This window comes from Pseudomonas sp. TAE6080, from assembly GCF_018732265.1.
In the GTDB taxonomy this organism is placed as follows: domain Bacteria; phylum Pseudomonadota; class Gammaproteobacteria; order Pseudomonadales; family Pseudomonadaceae; genus Aquipseudomonas; species Aquipseudomonas brenneri.
In genome coordinates this window covers 12,671-30,086 of record NZ_JAHIDY010000043.1, presented here as the reverse complement: position 1 = coordinate 30,086, position 17,416 = coordinate 12,671, and the positions used below count along the sequence as shown (strand labels likewise).

The window sequence follows — 17,416 nt, the reverse complement described above, 5'->3', positions numbered from 1 at the left end:
AGAAAGTGTTACAGGGCCAGGCCGATCAACACCGCCACTTCGAGCAGCTCCAGCAACGCGCCGGCCGTGTCGCCTGTGGTGCCGCCCAGCCGATTGATCATCACCTGGCGCAGACCCATAAAGCAGAGGGCTGCGAGCAGTACGGCAATCCCACCGCTGAAACCACCGATCAACACACAGGCCAGACCGGTAAGGATCAGTACTTGTTGCCCGACAATCCGCGGCAAATGGTCGGCCAGCGCCTGACCCAGTCCCCCGGCACGCACATAGCGAGTCGTGAGGAACAACGCCAGCAGCGAACCACGGCCGATCAACGGCGCAAGAATCAATGCCGCGCCGTTGTGCTGCTCGATCAAGGCCACCAGGGCAGTGAACTTGAGCAGCAGCACCAGCCCCAGGGTGACCACGGCAATCGGCCCGCTGCGCGGGTCCTTCATGATGGTCAGGGTGCGCTCACGGTCGCCAAAGCCGCCCAGCCATGCATCGGCGCTATCTGCCAGACCATCCAGGTGCAGGCCGCCACTGAGCAACACCCACGCTGTCAGCAGCAGCGCCGCGTGCAACAGCAAGGGCGCGCCCATCAGTACGCTGTTCAAGCCCCACAGCAGTAGCCCGAACAGCAACCCTACCAGCGGATAAAACAGCAGCGAGCGCCCCAACTCCTGGGGTTGCGGCATGCCCGGCAGGCGAATCGGCAGGCTGCTGAGGAACTGCAAGGCGATCCAGAATGGCAGCATTCAGGCGCCCTCGCTCAATACGCCATCAGCCTCGACCCGCAGGCTGAACAGGCCACCGTGCCCCACCTCGACATTCAACAACTGCTCACGGGGCAAGCCACGGGCCTGGGCCAGCAATAAACGCATGACACCACCATGGCTGATCAACAGCACCCGTTGCCCGGCATACCGCTGGTGCAGGCGTAGGACAGCGCCGCGCACACGCCGGGAAAACGCTTCGACAGGCTCGCCATCTGGCGGCGTAAAGCTATACGGGTCAGCCCAGAACAGCCCCAGTGCGTCGGCGTCGGTTTCCATCAACTTCGCCGCGCTCTGCCCTTCCCAGGCACCGAAATGCAGCTCCTGCAGATCCGGCTCCAGGCTCACCGGCAAATCCAGCCGTACGCCCAACTCTTCAGCGAAGCGCGCGCAGCGTTGCAGCGGCGAGCTGACCAGGCGATCCCACGGCCCTTGCGCCAGCACAGCCTGGCGCATCTGCTCCCAGCCGTTATCCGTCAGGGCATCATCCAGGCTGCCGCGCAAGCCGCCGCCCAGTTCGGTTTCGCCATGGCGCAGCAGGTCCAGGTGCAAGGTCATGCCGGGCGATCCGCCACAGCCGCCTCAGCAAACGTCGCCATCTGCCCGTGCAACGCACAGGCCAGGCGCAACAGCGGTACCGCCAACGCCGCACCACTGCCCTCGCCCAGACGCAGGCCCAGTTCCAACAGCGGCTCGGCGCCAAGGCTTTGCAGCACGTGGCGATGGCCCGGCTCAGCCCCGCGGTGGCCGAACAACAGCCATGGCCGGCAAGATGGATTCAGGCGTGTAGCGACCAGGGCCGCAACAGTGCAGATAAACCCGTCGACCAGCACCACCACACCCGCCTGGGCGCAGGCCAGATAAGCCCCCACCAGGCCGGCGATCTCCAGGCCACCGAGATTGAACAGGGTCTGCAACGGGTCACCGCGCTGCCCGGCATGCAAGGCCAATGCGCGCTCGATCACCGCTACTTTATGGCTCACGCCCTGGGCATTCAGGCCGGTGCCCGGGCCGGTCAGGTCGCTGACCTGACAATCGAGCAATGCACAGGCCAATGCGCTGGCGGCGGTGGTGTTGCCGATGCCCATCTCGCCGCCAATAAACAGTTGCGCACCGGCGTTGATCGCCCGCTGCACACTGTCACGCCCCGCCGCCAGGGCCAACCGACCCTGGGCCTCGGTCATGGCCGCACCCAGCACGAAGTTGGCCGTGCCTGGGGCGATATTCAGGTGACGTACGCCCGGCAGGTCCAGCGACGGTGTGACGGTGCCCAAGTCCACCACTTCCAGCTGTGCATCCAGTTGGCGCGCCAACACGCTGATCGCCGCGCCACCGCTGACGAAGTTGTGCAACATCTGCCCGGTGACTTCCTGGGGATAGGCCGAGACCCCCTCCGCGACCACACCGTGATCACCGGCAAAGATGGCGATCCACACCCGCTCGACCGTCGGTTTGACCTGGCCCTGCAAGCCGGCCAGTTGCACCGCCAGCGCCTCCAGTTGCCCCAGGGAACCTGCGGGTTTGGTCAGTTGCTGCTGGCGGGACAGGGCTTGTTCATGGGCCACGGCATCCAGCGCCTTGCAGGGTTCCAGCCACCAGGATTGGCTCATAACGCAGTACCTTTCAAAGTCAGGGGCAGGCCCGCAACGGTCAGCACCACACGCTGACACCGTTCGGCCAAGGCTTGATGCAGCCAACCGGCTTCATCTACATAGCGGCGAGTCAATTCGCCCAGCGGCACGACACCCAGACCGGTCTCGTTGCTGACAAAAATGATTTCACCTGGCAGCGACGCCAGGCAGTCCAGCAGTTGTTCGCGCTCCATGCCCAGGCGCTGCGGATCGTCCAGCATCAGCAGGTTGGTGAGCCACAGGGTCAGGCAATCGACCAGCAGGCACTGGCCAGGGGCGGCATGTTCGCGCAGGACCCGTGCCAGCTCAAGCGGTTCTTCGACCAGCCCCCAATGGCTCGGGCGACGCTCCCGGTGCAGGGCGACCCGCTGGTTCATTTCACCGTCCAGGGGTTGGCTGGTGGCGATGTAGGTGACAGGCAGGGCGCTGTCGCTGGCGAGCTTTTCAGCCAGGCGACTCTTGCCGGAACGGGCACCGCCGAGGATCAATTGCAACATGGTCAATCCCTCAAATCCCACATAACTGGCGCAGTAACCGGGTATCCAGATGCTGCTCCACCAGGTCCGCCAGGCGCTCGATATCGCGCTCGCGCAAGCCGTGGTAATCGACTTCCTGCACATCCTGCAAACCGGCCCAGCGCAACAATGCACTGCACGCCGCTGGGGTTTCGAACAGACCGTGCAGATACGTGCCGAGGATTTGTCCGTCGTCACTCTGCGCGCCGTCACTGCGACCGTCATCCAATAGCACCGCCGGACGCTCCAGGGCCGTGCCACGGGTCACGCCCGCATGGATCTCATAACCACTGACCGGCGCCTCTTCCAGCGCCAGCCGGCCGCGCACATTGCGCAATTGTTTTTCGGCTTCCAGGGTGGTGCTGAAGGCCAGCAGCCCCAGGCCATCACTGGAGCCCTCGGGCCCTTCCAGGCCCAGCGGGTCATGAACCTGCTCGCCGAGCATTTGCAGGCCACCGCAGATGCCCAGGACCTTGCCGCCATAGCGCAGGTGCCGGGCAATCGCGCTGTCCCAGCCGTTGGCGCGCAAGTAGGCCAAGTCGCTGCGCACGCTTTTCGAGCCGGGCAGGATAATCAGGTCTGCGGCAGGAATCGCCTGCCCCGGCCCGACAAATTGCAAGTCCACCTGGGGATGCAGGCGCAACGGGTCGAAGTCGGTGTGATTGCTGATGCGCGGCAATACCGGCACCACCACCCTGAGCACCTGCGCCGCCTTGTCGGTCTGGCGCTGGTCGATGCCGTCCTCGGCCTCCAGGTGCAGGTCCATCACATAGGGCAACACGCCGATTACCGGTTTGCCGGTGCGCGCCTCAAGCCAGTCGAGACCGGGTTGCAACAGCGCGATATCGCCGCGAAAGCGGTTGATCACAAAGCCCTTGATCCGCGCCTGCTCCGACGGCGACAGCAACTCCAACGTGCCCACCAGATGAGCGAACACCCCGCCGCGATTGATATCGGCAATCAGCAGCACCGGGCAATCCACCGCTTCGGCGAAGCCCATGTTGGCAATGTCATTGGCCCGCAGATTGATCTCGGCCGGCGAGCCCGCGCCTTCGACCATCACCACTGGGTAAGCGGCGCTCAAGCGTGCATGGGAAGCGAGCACCGCTTGCATGGCGATGGCTTTGTAGTCGTGATAGGCCACGGCATTCATGCTGGTCACGGCACGGCCATGGATGATGACTTGTGAACCGGTGTCACTGTTGGGCTTGAGCAGCACCGGGTTCATATCAGTGTGCGGCGCCAGGTTGGCGGCCTGGGCCTGCACGGCCTGGGCGCGGCCGATCTCGCCACCTTCTGCCGTGACTGCGCTGTTGAGCGCCATGTTCTGCGGCTTGAAGGGCACCACGGGCACGCCCTGGCGCACCACCCAACGGCATAACGCGGTCACCAAAGTGCTTTTGCCCGCATCGGAGGTGGTGCCTTGCACCATCAACGTACTCATGAGGCTTGCTTCCAGGCAGCCAGGGCTTGTTCAAGGCGCTGCCAATCGGCGTCAGTCCCGGGCAGGCCAAAACGCAGGCTGCTGTCGTGGACAAACAGGCGCAGCAGGATGCCACGCTGGGCCATGAACTCATGCAACTGCTCGGCGCGATCGGCGATCAGCCACTGGAACAGCGCGCAGCCGCCCTGGGGGCGCAGACCATACTGCTCCAGCAGGCTGAACAGACGCTGGCTGGCTTCTTCGCAGCGCTGGCGCTGGTGGGTGTGGCCAGCGCTGTCGCGCAGGCAAACCTGGCCCAACTCCCGGGTCGGACCACTCACCGCCCATGGCCCGACCTGTTCGGCCAGCAGCTTGAGCAGCTTGCGCTCGGCCAACACAAAGCCCAGGCGCACCCCCGCCAGACCGAAAAACTTGCCGAACGAACGCAACACAATCAACCCCACCTGATGGGCCTGGTTCGCCAGGCTCAACTGCGGGGTGGTGTCCATAAAGGCTTCATCCACCACCAACCAGCCACCGCGCTGGGCCAGCCGTGCATGCCAGTCCAACAGGCGCTGGGGCGCAATACTCAAGCCCGTAGGGTTGTTGGGGTTGACCACCACCAACACGTCGAGGCTGTCGAGGAAGAAGTCCACTTCCTGCTCCAGCACTTCGCGCACGATGTAACCGGCGCGACGCCAGGCTTCGGCATGCTCGGCATAGCACGGCGACAACACGCCGACCTTGCCCGCCCGACGCAGACGCGGCAGCAACTGGATGGCCGCCTGGGAGCCCGGCACCGGCAACACCTGGGCCGCACCGTAGTAATCGCAGGCCGCCTGTTCCAGGCCGTCATCGGTTTCTGGCAAACGCGCCCAGGCCCGCAGTGAGATAGGCGGGATTGGCCAAGGCCAGGGCGCGAGGCCACTGGACAGGTCCAACCAGTCTTCCTGGGCGATGCCGTACTGCATCGCGGCTTTGCGCAGCCGGCCACCATGTTCAAGCATAGAATTGTGCCCCCGCGCACAGGATCAATACCCACAACCACACGCCGCGCTGCACCAGTTGCCAGCCACGCTCGATGGAATCGGCATCGGCTGGAGGCCCTTCACCCAGGACTGGACGTTGGTGCAATTCACCGTGATAAATCGCTGCACCGCCCAACTCGACGCCCAGGGCGCCAGCACCGGCGGCCATCACCGGGCCGGCATTCGGGCTGTCCCAGGTCGGGCCCTGGCGGCGCCAGCATGTGAGCGCCAGGCGCGTCTTGCCGAGCACGGCGTAGGTCAACGCGACCAGGCGCGCGGGAATGTAATTGAGCAGATCGTCAATTTTTGCCGCCGCCCAGCCGAAGCGTTCAAAGCGTTCGTTGCGATAGCCCCACATGGCATCCAGGGTATTGCTCAGGCGGTACAGCACCACGCCAGGCACGCCGGCCACGACAAACCAGAACAGCGCGGCGAACACCGCGTCACTGCCGTTTTCCAGCACCGACTCAGTGGCGGCGCGCGCCACTTCAGTGCTGTCCAGTTCGCTGGTCTGGCGGCTGACCAGGTAACTGACGCGCCTGCGCGCTTCGTCCAGGTCACCACTGCGCAGGGCCTGGGCCACCGGCAACACGTGTTCACCCAGGCTGCGCATGCCCAGGGCCAGGTACAACGCGAGGATCTCGATCACCCAACCGAAGTAAGGCGCCCAGGACAACGCCGTGGCCAGCAACGTCAGCGGTATCACGGCGATAAACCACGCGGTCACGCCATGGCTGCGCCAGCCACGCCCAGCGGAGTTGAAACGTTGCTCGATGCGCCCGGCAAAGTTGCCGAACGCCACCAGCGGATGCCAGCGCCTGGGTTCGCCCAGCAGCGCATCCAGCGCCACGGCAGCGACACTCAGCAAGGCCACACTCATTGACTCACTCCCCAATAATTCTCATACAGCATGTCACTCAGCGGACGCGGTTCGGTCCAGCCTTCGAGTTGCAACATCGGTGCCGGGTAGAACTGCTCTACCGGGCCCAGGCACAGCACGGCCAGTGGCTTGGCGCCGGGCGGCAGGCCCAGCAGGTCGGCCAGCTCCTGGGGTTCGAACAGCGACACCCAGCCCATGCCCAGGCCTTCGGCGCGGGAGGCCAGCCACAGATTCTGGATCGCGCAGGACAGCGAGGCCAGGTCCATTTCCGGCAAGGTGCGACGGCCAAAGATATGCCGCTCGCGATCATCCATCAGCGCCGCGACCAGCACCTCGGCGCAGTCGTTGATGCCTTCGACCTTGAGCTGCATGAAGTCGTCCGAGCGCTCGCCCAGGGCCGCCGCGGTGCGTAGGCGCTCGGCTTCCACCAACTGCTGGATCTGGCCGCGCAGGGTCCGGTCGCTGATACGGATAAAGCGCCAAGGCTGCATCAGGCCGACACTGGGGGCCTGGTGCGCAGCCTGCAGCAAGCGCTGGAGCAGTTCGGGGGCCACCGTGCCGCCGCTGAAGTGGCGCATATCGCGGCGCTCGGCGATGGCGCGGTAGATGGCCTGGCGTTCAGCCTGGGGGAAGGCGTTGTCGGTCATGGCCCTATCGCGGGCAAGCCCGCGCCTACAGTTGCAATGCAATCGCCTGCGATGGCGGCCTCAGCGCCTGGCGCAAAAAGCGCGGCCACCGCAGCCGGGTTCGACGGGAAATAAAAGTGCACATAGGAGGCCGTCATCCGCCCCTGGCGATACACCGCCTCGGCACCGCGCCCGCCATTGGGGCTCAGGCCACGGGCAATCGGCTGCCATTGCGTGCTGGTCAGGGAATGATGATAGGTGTGGCCGCGCAGCACGCCTTCCGGCAACTCGACTGCTTGCAGGGCCAGGGCCGCCAGGCGTTTCTGCATGACTGCATCGCCCTGGAGCAACCCCAGCAGTTCAGCGCGGCAACCCTCGACATCGGTCAATGAGTCGAGCAGATAGAGCATGCCGCCGCATTCGGCCAGCAACGGCTTGCCGGCGGCGTGATGGGCACGGATCGCCTGCAACATCGCGGTGTTTTGCGACAACGCCTGGTGATGCAGTTCCGGGTAGCCACCGGGCAGGTAGAGGCTGTCGGCGTCGGGCAACACCGGGTCGTGGATCGGCGAGAAGAAGCGCAATTCGGCGCCCATCGCCCGCAGCAAGTCGAGACTGGCGCCATAGGTGAACGCGAAGGCTTCATCACGGGCCACGGCAATCCGCACCCCGTCCAGCAAAGGTTCGGCCTCGATAAGCTCGGGGGCGGCGAACGCCACCGGTGGTGGCAGCGCTACCTCGCAACTGCTGGCCAGGGCCTCGGCGGCCGCATCCAGGCGCAGGTCCAGGTCATTCAACTCGCTGGCCTGCACCAGGCCCAGATGGCGACTGGGCAGCTCGATACCGGTCTCGCGGGACAACGCACCGTACCAGCGCAGGCCTTCGGTCAGGCTGCCTTCAAGCAATTGCGCGTGGCGCACGGTACCGACGCGGTTGGCCAATACCCCGGCGAACGGCAAGTCCACCTGATAACGCGCCAGTCCCAACGCCAGGGCGCCAAAGGTCTGGGCCATGGCGGTGCCGTCGATCACCGCCAGCACCGGCACGCCAAAATGGCGGGCTAGGTCGGCGCTGGACGGCGTGCCGTCGAACAGCCCCATCACGCCCTCGATCAGGATCAGGTCCGCCTCCCCCGCCGCTTCCCACAGCAGGCGGCGACTTTCCTGCTCGCCGACCATCCACATGTCCAATTGATAGACCGGCGCGCCGCTGGCGCGCTCATGAATCATCGGGTCGAGAAAGTCCGGGCCGCATTTGAATACCCGGACCTTGCGCCCCAGGTTGCGGTGCAAACGGGCCAGGGCGGCGGTGACGGTGGTCTTGCCCTGGCCCGACGCCGGCGCGGCGATCAGGACGGCAGGGCAATGGCGCGGCTGATTCAAAGTTCGATGCCCTTCTGTGCCTTGATCCCGGCCTGGAACGCGTGCTTGAGCATGCCCATTTCGGTGACGGTGTCGGCCATTTCAATCAGTTCCGGCTTGGCGCCGCGACCGGTGACCAGCACATGCTGCATCGGTGGGCGGGCTTGCAGGTCGCCCAGGACCTGGTCCAGGTCGAGATAACCGTGCTTGAGTGCGATGTTCAGCTCATCCAGCACCACCAGGCCAATGGACGGATCCTGCAACATTTCCCGGGAGACTTTCCAGGCCGCTTCGGCGGCAGCGATATCACGCTGGCGGTCCTGGGTTTCCCAGGTAAAGCCCTCGCCCATCACATGGAAACGTACCTGCTCGGGGAAACGCCGGAAGAACAGCTCTTCACCGGTGCTGTTACGGCCCTTGATGAACTGCACCACGCCGCATTGCATACCGTGCCCCATGGCACGGGCCAGCATGCCAAACGCCGAACTGCTCTTGCCTTTGCCATTGCCGGTCAATACCAGCAGCAATCCGCATTCATTCGGTGAATTGGCAATACGCTCATCAATCACCGCTTTTTTGCGCAGCATGCGCGCCAGGTGGCGTTCGTCACGATCAGGGGAATCAGTCATGGCAGCTCTCCGTTGGGGCTGGACAAAAACGGCGGGCAGGAAAAGACAATCTACATGAAGCCAAGCATCGCCCACCGTGATGCTGTTGGATGAATCAGGCCGGTCTCCGGGCTCATGAGTGGCGCCCTGTTGAACAGGGCAGTCCGACGATGCGCCTTCCCATATCGCAGGCGATACAGTGGCAAAAGCAGCGTCTTGACTCATTTACCGTTGCGGGGGCAGCGCCGGGATCGTGGCCGCACTGTAGAAAAGTGCGCGCACTCACCGGCTTCCCTGTTTCACTCGGTCGACGCGCACGCCACAGAGCACCTGAAACAAGCGGCGAAGGTTAGTGGGTTGGGGGTACAGCGTCAATTAAAGCCGGCCACACACTTGAACCATCGCCACGCGCTGTACCTCTATGACTACAGGCATTGAGGAGAAAAACATGCACAAGACCCGACTCGCCCTACTGATCATGGCTGCAGGCGCACTCGCCGCCTGCGGGGAAAGCTCAACCTTGCAGGTCTCGGATGGCACCGGGCCTTCACCGAAACTGCCGGAACCGAACAAAACCCTGATCCCCACCGTCAACATCGCCCCGGCGATTGGCTGGCCCGCAGGCGCCAAGCCAACCGCCGCCGCCGGCACCCAGGTCGCAGCCTTTGCAGAAGGCCTGGATCACCCGCGCTGGCTGTATGTATTGCCCAATGGCGATGTACTGGTCGCCGAGACCAATGCACCGCCCAAGCCGGAGGATGGCAAGGGCATTCGCGGCTGGGTCATGGAGAAGGTCATGGGCCGCGCCGGCGCTGGTGTACCCAGCCCGAACCGCATCACCCTGCTGCGCGATGCCAACCATGATGGCGTGGCAGAAACCCGCACGGTGTTCCTGGAAAACCTCAACTCACCGTTTGGCATGACTCTGGTCGGCAACGATTTGTATGTCGCCGATTCAGACAAGCTACTGCGCTTTCCCTATCAACCAGGAGAAACCGCAATCAAGGCCCCAGGCACCAAGGTCGTGGACTTGCCGGGCGGTCCGCTCAACCACCACTGGACAAAAAATGTCATCGCCAGCAAAGACGGGAGCAAGTTGTATGTGAGCGTCGGCTCCAACAGCAATGTCGGCGAAAACGGCCTGGAGGCCGAACAGGGACGCGCTGCCATCTGGGAAGTCGACCGGGCCAGCGGCCAGCAGCGGATCTTCGCCTCCGGCCTGCGCAACCCCAACGGCATGGCCTGGGAGCCACAAAGCGGCAAGCTGTGGACGGCGGTCAACGAGCGCGATGAAATCGGCAGCGACCTGGTGCCGGACTACATCACCTCGGTCAAGGATGGCGGCTTCTATGGCTGGCCGTTCAGCTACTACGGCCAGCATGTCGATGTGCGGGTCACGCCGCAGGACCCGGACCTGGTGGCCAAGGCGATTGCGCCAGACTATGCCGTCGGGCCGCATACCGCATCATTGGGCCTGACCTTCGCGCAAGGCAACACGCTACCCGCGCAGTTCAGCAACGGCGCGTTCATCGGCCAGCATGGCTCGTGGAATCGCAAACCGCACAGTGGCTACAAGGTAATCTTTGTGCCATTCGAAGGCGGCAAGCCGAAGGGGCAACCGGTGGATGTGCTGACTGGGTTTCTCAACAGTGATGAGAAAGCCATGGGGCGGCCGGTGGGCGTGGTGATCGGCCCACAAGGTGGGTTGCTAGTGGCGGATGATGTGGGGAATAAGGTGTGGCGGGTGTGGGCCGCTAAATAGCAAGACTCGACAACGCCACAAAACCAATGTGGGAGCGGGCTTGCTCGCGAAAGCGGTGGATCAGTCAGTGCATCTGTTACTGATTCACCACTTTCGCGAGCAAGCCCGCTCCCACATTTTTGATCGGTGCAGGTCTTAAGGGTTACGCGCCAGGTGCTCCGCCGGCAATACGCGCTTGGCGCTCAAATAGGCATTCTGCCAATAGGCCTTGGACAAGGTATCAAGCTTCACCGTGCCGCCGGTTTGTGGTGCATGGACGAAACGCCCTTCGCCCACATAGATGCCGGCATGGCTGACTTGCGAGCCGCCACCCGTGGCAAAGAACAGCAGGTCGCCGGTTTGCAGCGCATCTTCACGCACGTCCTGGGCACGCATCACGATCAGCTCGCGGGTGGTGCGCGGCAGCGAGATGCCCGCCGCATCGCGGTAGACAAAACCAATCAGGCCACTGCAATCAAACCCTGAGTCCGGTGTATTGCCGCCCCAGCGATAAGGCGTGCCGACCAGGCCCAGGGCGCGAAACAGCACGTCTTCGGCAACCGGCGAAAAGTTCTGGGTGGTGTAGTTGAACACCGGCTTGGGCTTGACGGCCACAGGCGCGGGTGGAGGACGATTTGCGCAGGCACTGAGCAGTGCGGCGCAAGCAAGAAGAATTAGGCGGGCCGAGGTCGACATGGGCAGAACAATCCTGATCTGGATGCGGCTTTCGCTGCCGAACGCTGAAAACTAGACCGCGCAAGCAAAGCTTGCGCGGTCAGGTTCGCAACAATATCTCAGGATTCTAGCGCTTACGCGTCAAACTTCAAGTATCACTTTAACTTTACTTGCGAGCGGTAACGCTAGTAGGGGCCATGGCCAGGGCGCGCTTGGCTTCGATGAAGGTTTTGCTCCAGTAGCTATCGCCCAATTTATCGACCCGTACCCCACCGCTGCGGCGGCTGCTGGAGTGGATGAACTGGTCATCGCCCAGGTAGATACCGGCGTGGCTGACACGACCACGACCATTGGTACTGAAGAAAAGCAGATCGCCAGGCTTGAGGTTGTTCCGTGCGACCAACGGTGCATCCACGTTGATCATTTCGCGGGTTGAACGCGGCAGGTTCATGCCGGCTTCCTCACGGAACAGGTAACCGATAAAGCCACTGCAGTCGAAACCGGCTTCAGAGGTACCGCCGAAACGGTAACGAGTACCGATCAGGGACATGCCGCGTTCGAGGATGCTATCAGCCAGCAAAGGCAGCTGATAAGGCTTGCTATCGGAGAATTCGGCCAGTTCTTTTTCGGTTGCCACCTCTTCTTCATAAACAGAAGAAGACTGTGTTGCAACGAATTTGGCTTGGTGCTGTTGTTGTGGTTTTTGCTGCTCAGCCACTTGTTGAGGGTGGGTGGCGCAACCAAACAACAGGGTAACGAGTGCGAGAGGCACGAGGGGTGCGAAGCGATTTAGCATGGGCACGACCGTGGCTGATGTGTAAAGAAGCCGAGACTATGCCTTCTATGACATCGATTTGCAAATTCAATCGTGATCTATGTGACTTCTTGTTTGACCTATGTCATCTAAGCCCTTACACCCCATTTAGACCCTTTTGCGTGGCCAAGCCGGCCAAAACGCAGGTTTTCTGGCGCCTGTAATTTGCCAGAAGCCCCGATTTCAAAGGGCTGGCTACCAGCCGAGGGTTTCTTTGAGGAAGGGAATGGTCAGCTTGCGCTGGGCCTGCAAGGAGGCCTGGTCGAGTTGTTCGAGCAAGTCGAACAGCGCGCTCATGCTGCGGGTGCCACGGGTGAGGATGAAATGCCCGACTTCATCGGTCAGGTGCAAGCCACGGCGCGATGCTCGCAATTGCAAGGCGCGCAATTTGTCTTCGTCGGACAGTGGGCGCATCTGGAAAATCAGCGCCAGGGTCAGCCGCGACTTGAGGTCGGCCAGCTTGACCGGCAACTCCCGAGGCGAGGTTGATGCAGCAATCAGCAGGCGTCGGCCACTGTCGCGCAGGCGGTTGAACAGATGGAACAGCGCCTCTTCCCAGTCCGCCCGACCGGCAACCGCTTGCAGGTCATCCAGGCACACCAGTTCGTATTGCTCAAGGTTGTCGAGGATGCCGATGCCACGGTCCAGCAGTTCGGCCAATGGCAGGTAGACCGCCGGCTCGCCCATCTGCTCAAAGCGCAGGCAGGCAGCCTGCAACAGGTGGGTACGCCCCACGCCGTCCTTGCCCCAGAGGTAGATCAGGCTTTCCGTCCACCCGGCGTCGGCTTCGCAGAGCCGCTCGACATAGCCGAGTGCAGCGGCATTGGCGCCTGGGTAGTAATTGATGAAGGTAGCGTCGTCACGCAGACGCACACCTAGGGGCAGCTGAATCGGTTTCATGCTGACTGAACGGCTCCAATCGAACCGTTAGTGGCCTCTGTGAAAAGTTTGCAAAGTTTATACCCGTGACGCCGGGCGCACAATGCAACAGACCATAAGCAAAATCAAAGGTTTGCGTTAACTCATTGGATTTTTTGGAGATTGTTTGACGCGATGGCCAAATGCCAAGCCCCACAGGCAACAAACCCGGCGTTTAGCCGGGTTTGTGTCAAGCCTTACAGCTGGGGGTCATCGGCGCCGGTATAGACGTCCGAATCCTTGTACACATCATGCACATGGCGCACCAACACCATGATCACTGCCGCCACCGGCAATGCCAGCAGGATGCCGGTAAAGCCGAACAGCTCGCCGCCAGCCAGGATCGCAAAGATCACAGCCACCGGATGCAGGCCAATACGGTCACCCACCAACAAGGGCGTCAGCACCATGCCTTCCAGGGCCTGACCCACCATGAATACCGCAACAATCCCCAGCATCGGGTACAAGTCGCCGCCAAACTGGAACAGGCCGGCCACCAGCGCTGCGCCAATACCGATGACGAAGCCCATGTACGGCACAATCGCCGCCAGGCCGGCAATCATGCCGATCAACAGGCCCAGCTCCAGGCCAATCGCCATCAGCCCGCCAGAATAGATAATGCCCAGCGCCACCATCACCAGCAATTGCCCACGGACAAAGGCGCCCAGCACCTCATGGCACTCTTCGGCCAGGGACACGATGCGTTCCTCGCTATCACGGGGCAGCAGGCTGCGGATCTTGGCAATCATGATGTCCCAGTCGCGCAGCAGGTAGAACGCCACCACCGGGATCAGCACGAGGTTGGTCAGCCAGCCAATCAACGCCAGGCTCGACGCCGTGGCCTGGCTGAGGATCACCCCGACAATATCGGTGGTCTGGCCCATATGCTCGCTGATCGCGGCCTTGACCTTGTCGAACTTCCAGAAGCCATCGGCCAGGCCCAGCTTGGACTGCGCCCACGGCATCGCCGTGTGTTGCAGCCAGTCGAGCATCTGCGGCGCCAGTTCGTACAGGCGGATCAGTTGCTTGGCCAGCATCGGCACCAGCACCAACAGCAGCGCCATGACGATCAGGGTAAACAGCGCAAACACCGCGACCACGCCCCAGGTACGTGACAGGCCGGCCTTCTCCAGGCGATCCACTACCGGATCGAACAGATAGGCCAGCAGCAAGGCGACCAGGAACGGCGTCAGGATCGAATGCAGCAGGAACACAAAAACGCACAGCAGGACAATCCCGCCAAGCCACACCCAACGACGCGTATCCGCCATAAACCACTCCATCTTTCAGTTGCTTCTATATAAGGAAGATCATTTACCAACGAAAACGCAGTTGCGGCTCGGGCTCGGCCTGCGGCACGGGCGCAGGTTGTGCGCCTTCGGCCACGGGTTGCTGCACAGGGGGTGGCGCAAGCGCTTCACCCGCTGGCACTTCCTGCAACTTCGCCAGGCTCAGTTGGCTGCGCAATTGCTCGCTGCTGCCATTGATCCGATAGACAATTCGGTCGCCATCCACCCGCTGCAACTGCGCACCAAAAGGCTCCAGCAGATGACCGAGGGCGGCGTAGCGCTCCAGGGTCATGCCTTGCACTTGCAGCAACTGCTCGCTGGAAACCCCGGCTTTTACGGCGAAGCGCGGCGCAAGACGCTCACTGACCGCCAGCAGAACGGCATCGGCCAAGGCCGCAGTGTCCGCGCCTTGTACGGTGCCGTTCTCGGCCTTGTCGCCCAGCCACAGGCGCCATTTGGCTTGCCATTGGCCCGACTCTTCACGGGCATGCACCGCCAGCAGCGCGTCGGCGCCGTAACGCTCGGAGGCCGAGCGCAGGGGCGCCGGATCTGCGCTTTCAAGATTAGGCGCGGTGGCGACGATCTGCTCATCGAGGTCGCCCAGCGGCAGGCGCAACGGCAAGCCACGGTGTTGCGCCGCACGACGCAGCGGCTCGGCGGCCGACTGGCCATCACCCACCAGGCTGCTGCCTTCAGTGGAATCGTTCAGCCACCAGCCGAGGATTGACGGGCGATTGTTGCCCCACAACGCCAGGCCGGCATCGCGCAGGGCGCGGTCGGTGCTGACCGGGTCGAAATCCACTTGCAGGCTTTCCGGGGGGCCCGCGTCGTAGCCGTACTGGCTGATGATCTGTTGCGGATCCTTGCGGATCGCCGCCAGGCCCGGGCCCTGGGCGGCCTTGGCGTCGCCGGTCAGGCGCATCACCAGGGTCTGCAGGGCGCGCTGGGTGGCTTGTTCGCGCTCCTGTGGCGCCTGGCTGCTGACCGGCTCCAGCACTTGATAGAGGCCATTGAGGGTTTCGGCATGACTCGCCAGGCTGACCAACGACAAACAGCCGACAAAAATGTATCTACTCAGACCCATGAAAAAAGATTCCCGAACGACAAAAAAGCGGCTGGAACAGACCGCGTGAAGAAGGTTAAGCAAGGCTGTGACCACAGCGACCGGCAAAACATTCACAAGGCCCCGGTAAGTTTTCGTACTGTCATAACGATAGCGGGTTAAAGGCTATACCTTAATACAGGCGATCGCGGTGCCGATTAAGGTTTTTTTAGCGCCATATGCCTCTGCCCGTCGGCCCGAGGATGGCCGCTGCCCCTCAAGCCTGATAAAATCGCGCGCCTTCGCAGACCGTCAACGGTTGGGCGTCCTGAAGTGTTCAACTTCCGTACCCCCACCGCATCGGTCGTTACCCCTGAATCCCCCCCTAAAGGCCTGGATCATGAGCAAGCAACCCTCCCTGAGCTACAAGGACGCCGGTGTAGACATCGACGCCGGTGAAGCATTGGTCGAACGCATCAAGAGCGTCGCCAAGCGCACTGCGCGCCCCGAAGTCATGGGCGGCCTGGGCGGTTTCGGCGCCCTCTGCGAGATCCCGGCCGGCTACAAGCAGCCTGTGCTGGTCTCCGGCACCGACGGCGTGGGCACCAAGCTGCGCCTGGCGCTGAACCTGAACAAGCACGACACCATCGGCATCGACCTGGTCGCCATGTGCGTCAACGACCTGGTGGTGTGCGGCGCCGAGCCGCTGTTTTTCCTCGACTACTACGCCACCGGCAAGCTGAACGTGGAGACCGCGGCACAAGTGGTTACCGGCATCGGCGCGGGCTGCGAGCTGTCGGGTTGCTCCCTGGTCGGCGGCGAAACCGCTGAAATGCCGGGCATGTACGAAGGCGAAGACTACGACCTGGCCGGCTTCTGCGTCGGCGTCGTAGAAAAAGCCGAGATCATCGACGGCTCCAAGGTTGCCGCTGGCGACGCCCTGCTGGCCCTGCCATCGTCCGGCCCGCATTCCAACGGCTACTCGCTGATCCGCAAGATCATCGAAGTGTCCGGTGCCGACATCGAGAACACCCAGCTCGACGGCAAACCTTTGACCGACCTGCTGATGGCCCCGACCCGCATCTACGTCAAGCCATTGCTCAAGCTGATCAAGGACACTGGCGCCGTCAAGGCCATGGCCCACATCACCGGTGGCGGCCTGCTGGACAACATCCCGCGCGTGCTGCCAAAAGGCGCACAGGCCATTGTCGACGTGGCCAGCTGGCAGCGCCCGGCAGTCTTCGACTGGCTGCAAGAGAAAGGCAACGTCAACGAGACCGAGATGCACCGCGTGCTGAACTGCGGCGTGGGCATGGTCATCTGCGTGGCTCAAGAGCACGTTGAAACCGCGCTGAACGTACTGCGTGAAGCCGGCGAGCAGCCATGGGTGATCGGCCAGATCGCCACCGCTGCCGAAGGTGCTGCCCAGGTTGAACTGAAGAACCTCAAGGCTCACTGATGCCAGCAACCTGTGATGTCGTGGTGCTGCTCTCCGGCACCGGCAGTAACTTGCAGGCCCTGATCGACAGCACGCGCGCCGGCGACAGCCCGGTGCGCATCGCTGCGGTGATCTCCAACCGCAGCGACGCCTACGGCCTGCAACGCGCCCAGGACGCGGGTATCGATACCCGCTCCCTGGATCACAAGGCGTTCGAAGGTCGCGAGGCCTTCGATGCAGCCTTGATCGAACTGATCGACGCCTTCAAGCCCAAGCTCGTGGTCCTCGCCGGCTTCATGCGCATTCTCAGCGCTGATTTCGTGCGTCATTACCAGGGGCGCCTGCTGAATATCCACCCTTCCCTGCTGCCCAAATACAAAGGGTTACACACCCACCAACGGGCCCTTGAGGCCGGCGATACGGAGCACGGCTGCAGCGTGCACTTTGTCACCGAGGAACTCGATGGCGGGCCACTGGTCGTACAGGCAGTAGTTCCGGTAGAGTCTGCGGACTCGGCGCAGAGCCTTGCGCAACGGGTTCACACCCAGGAACACAGGATTTACCCGCTGGCGGTTCGCTGGTTTGCCGAAGGACGCTTGGTGCTCGGTGAACAAGGTGCATTGTTGGACGGCCAGTTACTTGCGGCCAGCGGCCACTTGATTCGTACCTAGG

General features: G+C 62.8%; 18 protein-coding genes and 1 riboswitch. Of the genes, 3 read left to right on the top strand and 15 right to left on the bottom strand.

The features are described from left to right. Positions 1-8: 8 nt before the first annotated feature. Genes KL786_RS24565 through cobO form a run of 10 tightly spaced genes read right to left on the bottom strand, consistent with a single transcriptional unit; the run spans position 9 to position 8,848 of the window. A complete protein-coding gene (locus tag KL786_RS24565; RefSeq protein WP_215519275.1) occupies positions 9-737 on the bottom strand; it encodes an adenosylcobinamide-GDP ribazoletransferase in 729 nt (242 codons plus the stop codon). After that, positions 738-1,313, bottom strand: a complete 576-nt coding sequence (gene cobC / locus KL786_RS24560; RefSeq protein WP_215519274.1) for an alpha-ribazole phosphatase family protein — start codon at positions 1,311-1,313, stop codon at positions 738-740. Further along, the gene (gene cobT / locus KL786_RS24555; protein WP_215519273.1) at positions 1,310-2,365 is read right to left on the bottom strand and encodes a nicotinate-nucleotide--dimethylbenzimidazole phosphoribosyltransferase; all 1,056 of its coding nucleotides are present in this window, start codon (positions 2,363-2,365) and stop codon (positions 1,310-1,312) included. The genes cobC and cobT overlap by 4 nt, the downstream gene beginning before the upstream one ends. After that, positions 2,362-2,883, bottom strand: coding sequence for a bifunctional adenosylcobinamide kinase/adenosylcobinamide-phosphate guanylyltransferase (cobU, locus tag KL786_RS24550; protein ID WP_032857054.1), 522 nt, complete (start codon positions 2,881-2,883; stop codon positions 2,362-2,364). Before cobU ends, cobT begins: the two co-directional genes overlap by 4 nt. 10 nt (positions 2,884-2,893) lie before the next feature. Further along, the gene (locus KL786_RS24545) at positions 2,894-4,345 is read right to left on the bottom strand and encodes a cobyric acid synthase (protein WP_215519272.1); all 1,452 of its coding nucleotides are present in this window, start codon (positions 4,343-4,345) and stop codon (positions 2,894-2,896) included. Beyond that, entirely contained in the window at positions 4,342-5,331 is a 990-nt protein-coding gene (gene cobD, locus KL786_RS24540; RefSeq protein WP_215519271.1) for a threonine-phosphate decarboxylase CobD, read from the bottom strand. Before cobD ends, KL786_RS24545 begins: the two co-directional genes overlap by 4 nt. Beyond that, on the bottom strand, positions 5,324-6,232 hold the full coding sequence (gene cbiB / locus KL786_RS24535) for an adenosylcobinamide-phosphate synthase CbiB (RefSeq protein WP_215519270.1): 909 nt from the start codon (positions 6,230-6,232) through the stop codon (positions 5,324-5,326). Before cbiB ends, cobD begins: the two co-directional genes overlap by 8 nt. Next, complete coding sequence (gene bluB, locus KL786_RS24530; protein ID WP_215519269.1) at positions 6,229-6,879, bottom strand: 5,6-dimethylbenzimidazole synthase; 651 nt, start codon at positions 6,877-6,879, stop codon at positions 6,229-6,231. Before bluB ends, cbiB begins: the two co-directional genes overlap by 4 nt. After that, positions 6,876-8,240: a cobyrinic acid a,c-diamide synthase CobB gene (locus KL786_RS24525; RefSeq protein WP_215519268.1), complete on the bottom strand. Its 1,365-nt coding sequence runs from the start codon at positions 8,238-8,240 to the stop codon at positions 6,876-6,878. Before KL786_RS24525 ends, bluB begins: the two co-directional genes overlap by 4 nt. Further along, complete coding sequence (cobO, locus tag KL786_RS24520; RefSeq protein WP_032857045.1) at positions 8,237-8,848, bottom strand: cob(I)yrinic acid a,c-diamide adenosyltransferase; 612 nt, start codon at positions 8,846-8,848, stop codon at positions 8,237-8,239. The genes KL786_RS24525 and cobO overlap by 4 nt, the downstream gene beginning before the upstream one ends. Positions 8,849-8,928: 80 nt before the next feature. Then, a riboswitch (cobalamin riboswitch) is annotated at positions 8,929-9,176 on the bottom strand. Positions 9,177-9,275: 99 nt separating this feature from the next. Here cobO and KL786_RS24515 point away from each other — a divergent pair. Further along, positions 9,276-10,589: a PQQ-dependent sugar dehydrogenase gene (locus KL786_RS24515; protein WP_215519267.1), complete on the top strand. Its 1,314-nt coding sequence runs from the start codon at positions 9,276-9,278 to the stop codon at positions 10,587-10,589. A gap of 135 nt (positions 10,590-10,724) precedes the next feature. Here KL786_RS24515 and KL786_RS24510 read toward each other — a convergent pair whose 3' ends face one another. From KL786_RS24510 to KL786_RS24490, 5 genes are all read right to left on the bottom strand, one after another. Continuing rightward, on the bottom strand, positions 10,725-11,264 hold the full coding sequence (locus KL786_RS24510; RefSeq protein ID WP_215519266.1) for a C40 family peptidase: 540 nt from the start codon (positions 11,262-11,264) through the stop codon (positions 10,725-10,727). 145 nt (positions 11,265-11,409) lie between these two features. Beyond that, complete coding sequence (locus KL786_RS24505; protein WP_215519265.1) at positions 11,410-12,039, bottom strand: C40 family peptidase; 630 nt, start codon at positions 12,037-12,039, stop codon at positions 11,410-11,412. A gap of 213 nt (positions 12,040-12,252) precedes the next feature. Beyond that, a complete protein-coding gene (hda, locus tag KL786_RS24500) occupies positions 12,253-12,957 on the bottom strand; it encodes a DnaA regulatory inactivator Hda (RefSeq protein WP_032857040.1) in 705 nt (234 codons plus the stop codon). A gap of 215 nt (positions 12,958-13,172) precedes the next feature. Next, positions 13,173-14,246 (bottom strand): AI-2E family transporter, encoded by a 1,074-nt coding sequence (locus tag KL786_RS24495; RefSeq protein WP_032857038.1) that lies wholly within the window; start codon positions 14,244-14,246, stop codon positions 13,173-13,175. Between the two features lie 43 nt (positions 14,247-14,289). Further along, entirely contained in the window at positions 14,290-15,348 is a 1,059-nt protein-coding gene (locus KL786_RS24490; RefSeq protein ID WP_215519264.1) for a DUF2066 domain-containing protein, read from the bottom strand. 358 nt (positions 15,349-15,706) lie between these two features. Between KL786_RS24490 and purM the strand changes: the two genes are divergently transcribed. Together purM and purN are read left to right on the top strand one after the other, a co-directional pair. After that, entirely contained in the window at positions 15,707-16,765 is a 1,059-nt protein-coding gene (gene purM / locus KL786_RS24485; protein ID WP_032857036.1) for a phosphoribosylformylglycinamidine cyclo-ligase, read from the top strand. Further along, the gene (purN, locus tag KL786_RS24480; RefSeq protein WP_032857034.1) at positions 16,765-17,415 is read left to right on the top strand and encodes a phosphoribosylglycinamide formyltransferase; all 651 of its coding nucleotides are present in this window, start codon (positions 16,765-16,767) and stop codon (positions 17,413-17,415) included. Before purM ends, purN begins: the two co-directional genes overlap by 1 nt. Position 17,416 lies beyond the last annotated feature (1 nt).

Bases quoted from the DNA above. Each gene is read 5' to 3' on its own strand.
- purM (WP_032857036.1), top strand. From the start codon at position 15,707: ATGAGCAAGCAACCCTCCCTGAGCTACAAGGACGCCGGTGTAGACATC.
- cobD (WP_215519271.1), bottom strand. From the start codon at position 5,331: ATGCTTGAACATGGTGGCCGGCTGCGCAAAGCCGCGATGCAGTACGGC.
- hda (WP_032857040.1), bottom strand. From the start codon at position 12,957: ATGAAACCGATTCAGCTGCCCCTAGGTGTGCGTCTGCGTGACGACGCT.
- cobU (WP_032857054.1), bottom strand. From the start codon at position 2,883: ATGTTGCAATTGATCCTCGGCGGTGCCCGTTCCGGCAAGAGTCGCCTG.
- KL786_RS24495 (WP_032857038.1), bottom strand. From the start codon at position 14,246: ATGGCGGATACGCGTCGTTGGGTGTGGCTTGGCGGGATTGTCCTGCTG.
- cobC (WP_215519274.1), bottom strand. From the start codon at position 1,313: ATGACCTTGCACCTGGACCTGCTGCGCCATGGCGAAACCGAACTGGGC.
- cobO (WP_032857045.1), bottom strand. From the start codon at position 8,848: ATGACTGATTCCCCTGATCGTGACGAACGCCACCTGGCGCGCATGCTG.
- KL786_RS24545 (WP_215519272.1), bottom strand. From the start codon at position 4,345: ATGAGTACGTTGATGGTGCAAGGCACCACCTCCGATGCGGGCAAAAGC.
- KL786_RS24510 (WP_215519266.1), bottom strand. From the start codon at position 11,264: ATGTCGACCTCGGCCCGCCTAATTCTTCTTGCTTGCGCCGCACTGCTC.
- KL786_RS24515 (WP_215519267.1), top strand. From the start codon at position 9,276: ATGCACAAGACCCGACTCGCCCTACTGATCATGGCTGCAGGCGCACTC.
- cbiB (WP_215519270.1), bottom strand. From the start codon at position 6,232: ATGAGTGTGGCCTTGCTGAGTGTCGCTGCCGTGGCGCTGGATGCGCTG.
- cobT (WP_215519273.1), bottom strand. From the start codon at position 2,365: ATGAGCCAATCCTGGTGGCTGGAACCCTGCAAGGCGCTGGATGCCGTG.
- KL786_RS24490 (WP_215519264.1), bottom strand. From the start codon at position 15,348: ATGGGTCTGAGTAGATACATTTTTGTCGGCTGTTTGTCGTTGGTCAGC.
- bluB (WP_215519269.1), bottom strand. From the start codon at position 6,879: ATGACCGACAACGCCTTCCCCCAGGCTGAACGCCAGGCCATCTACCGC.
- KL786_RS24505 (WP_215519265.1), bottom strand. From the start codon at position 12,039: ATGCTAAATCGCTTCGCACCCCTCGTGCCTCTCGCACTCGTTACCCTG.
- KL786_RS24565 (WP_215519275.1), bottom strand. From the start codon at position 737: ATGCTGCCATTCTGGATCGCCTTGCAGTTCCTCAGCAGCCTGCCGATT.
- purN (WP_032857034.1), top strand. From the start codon at position 16,765: ATGCCAGCAACCTGTGATGTCGTGGTGCTGCTCTCCGGCACCGGCAGT.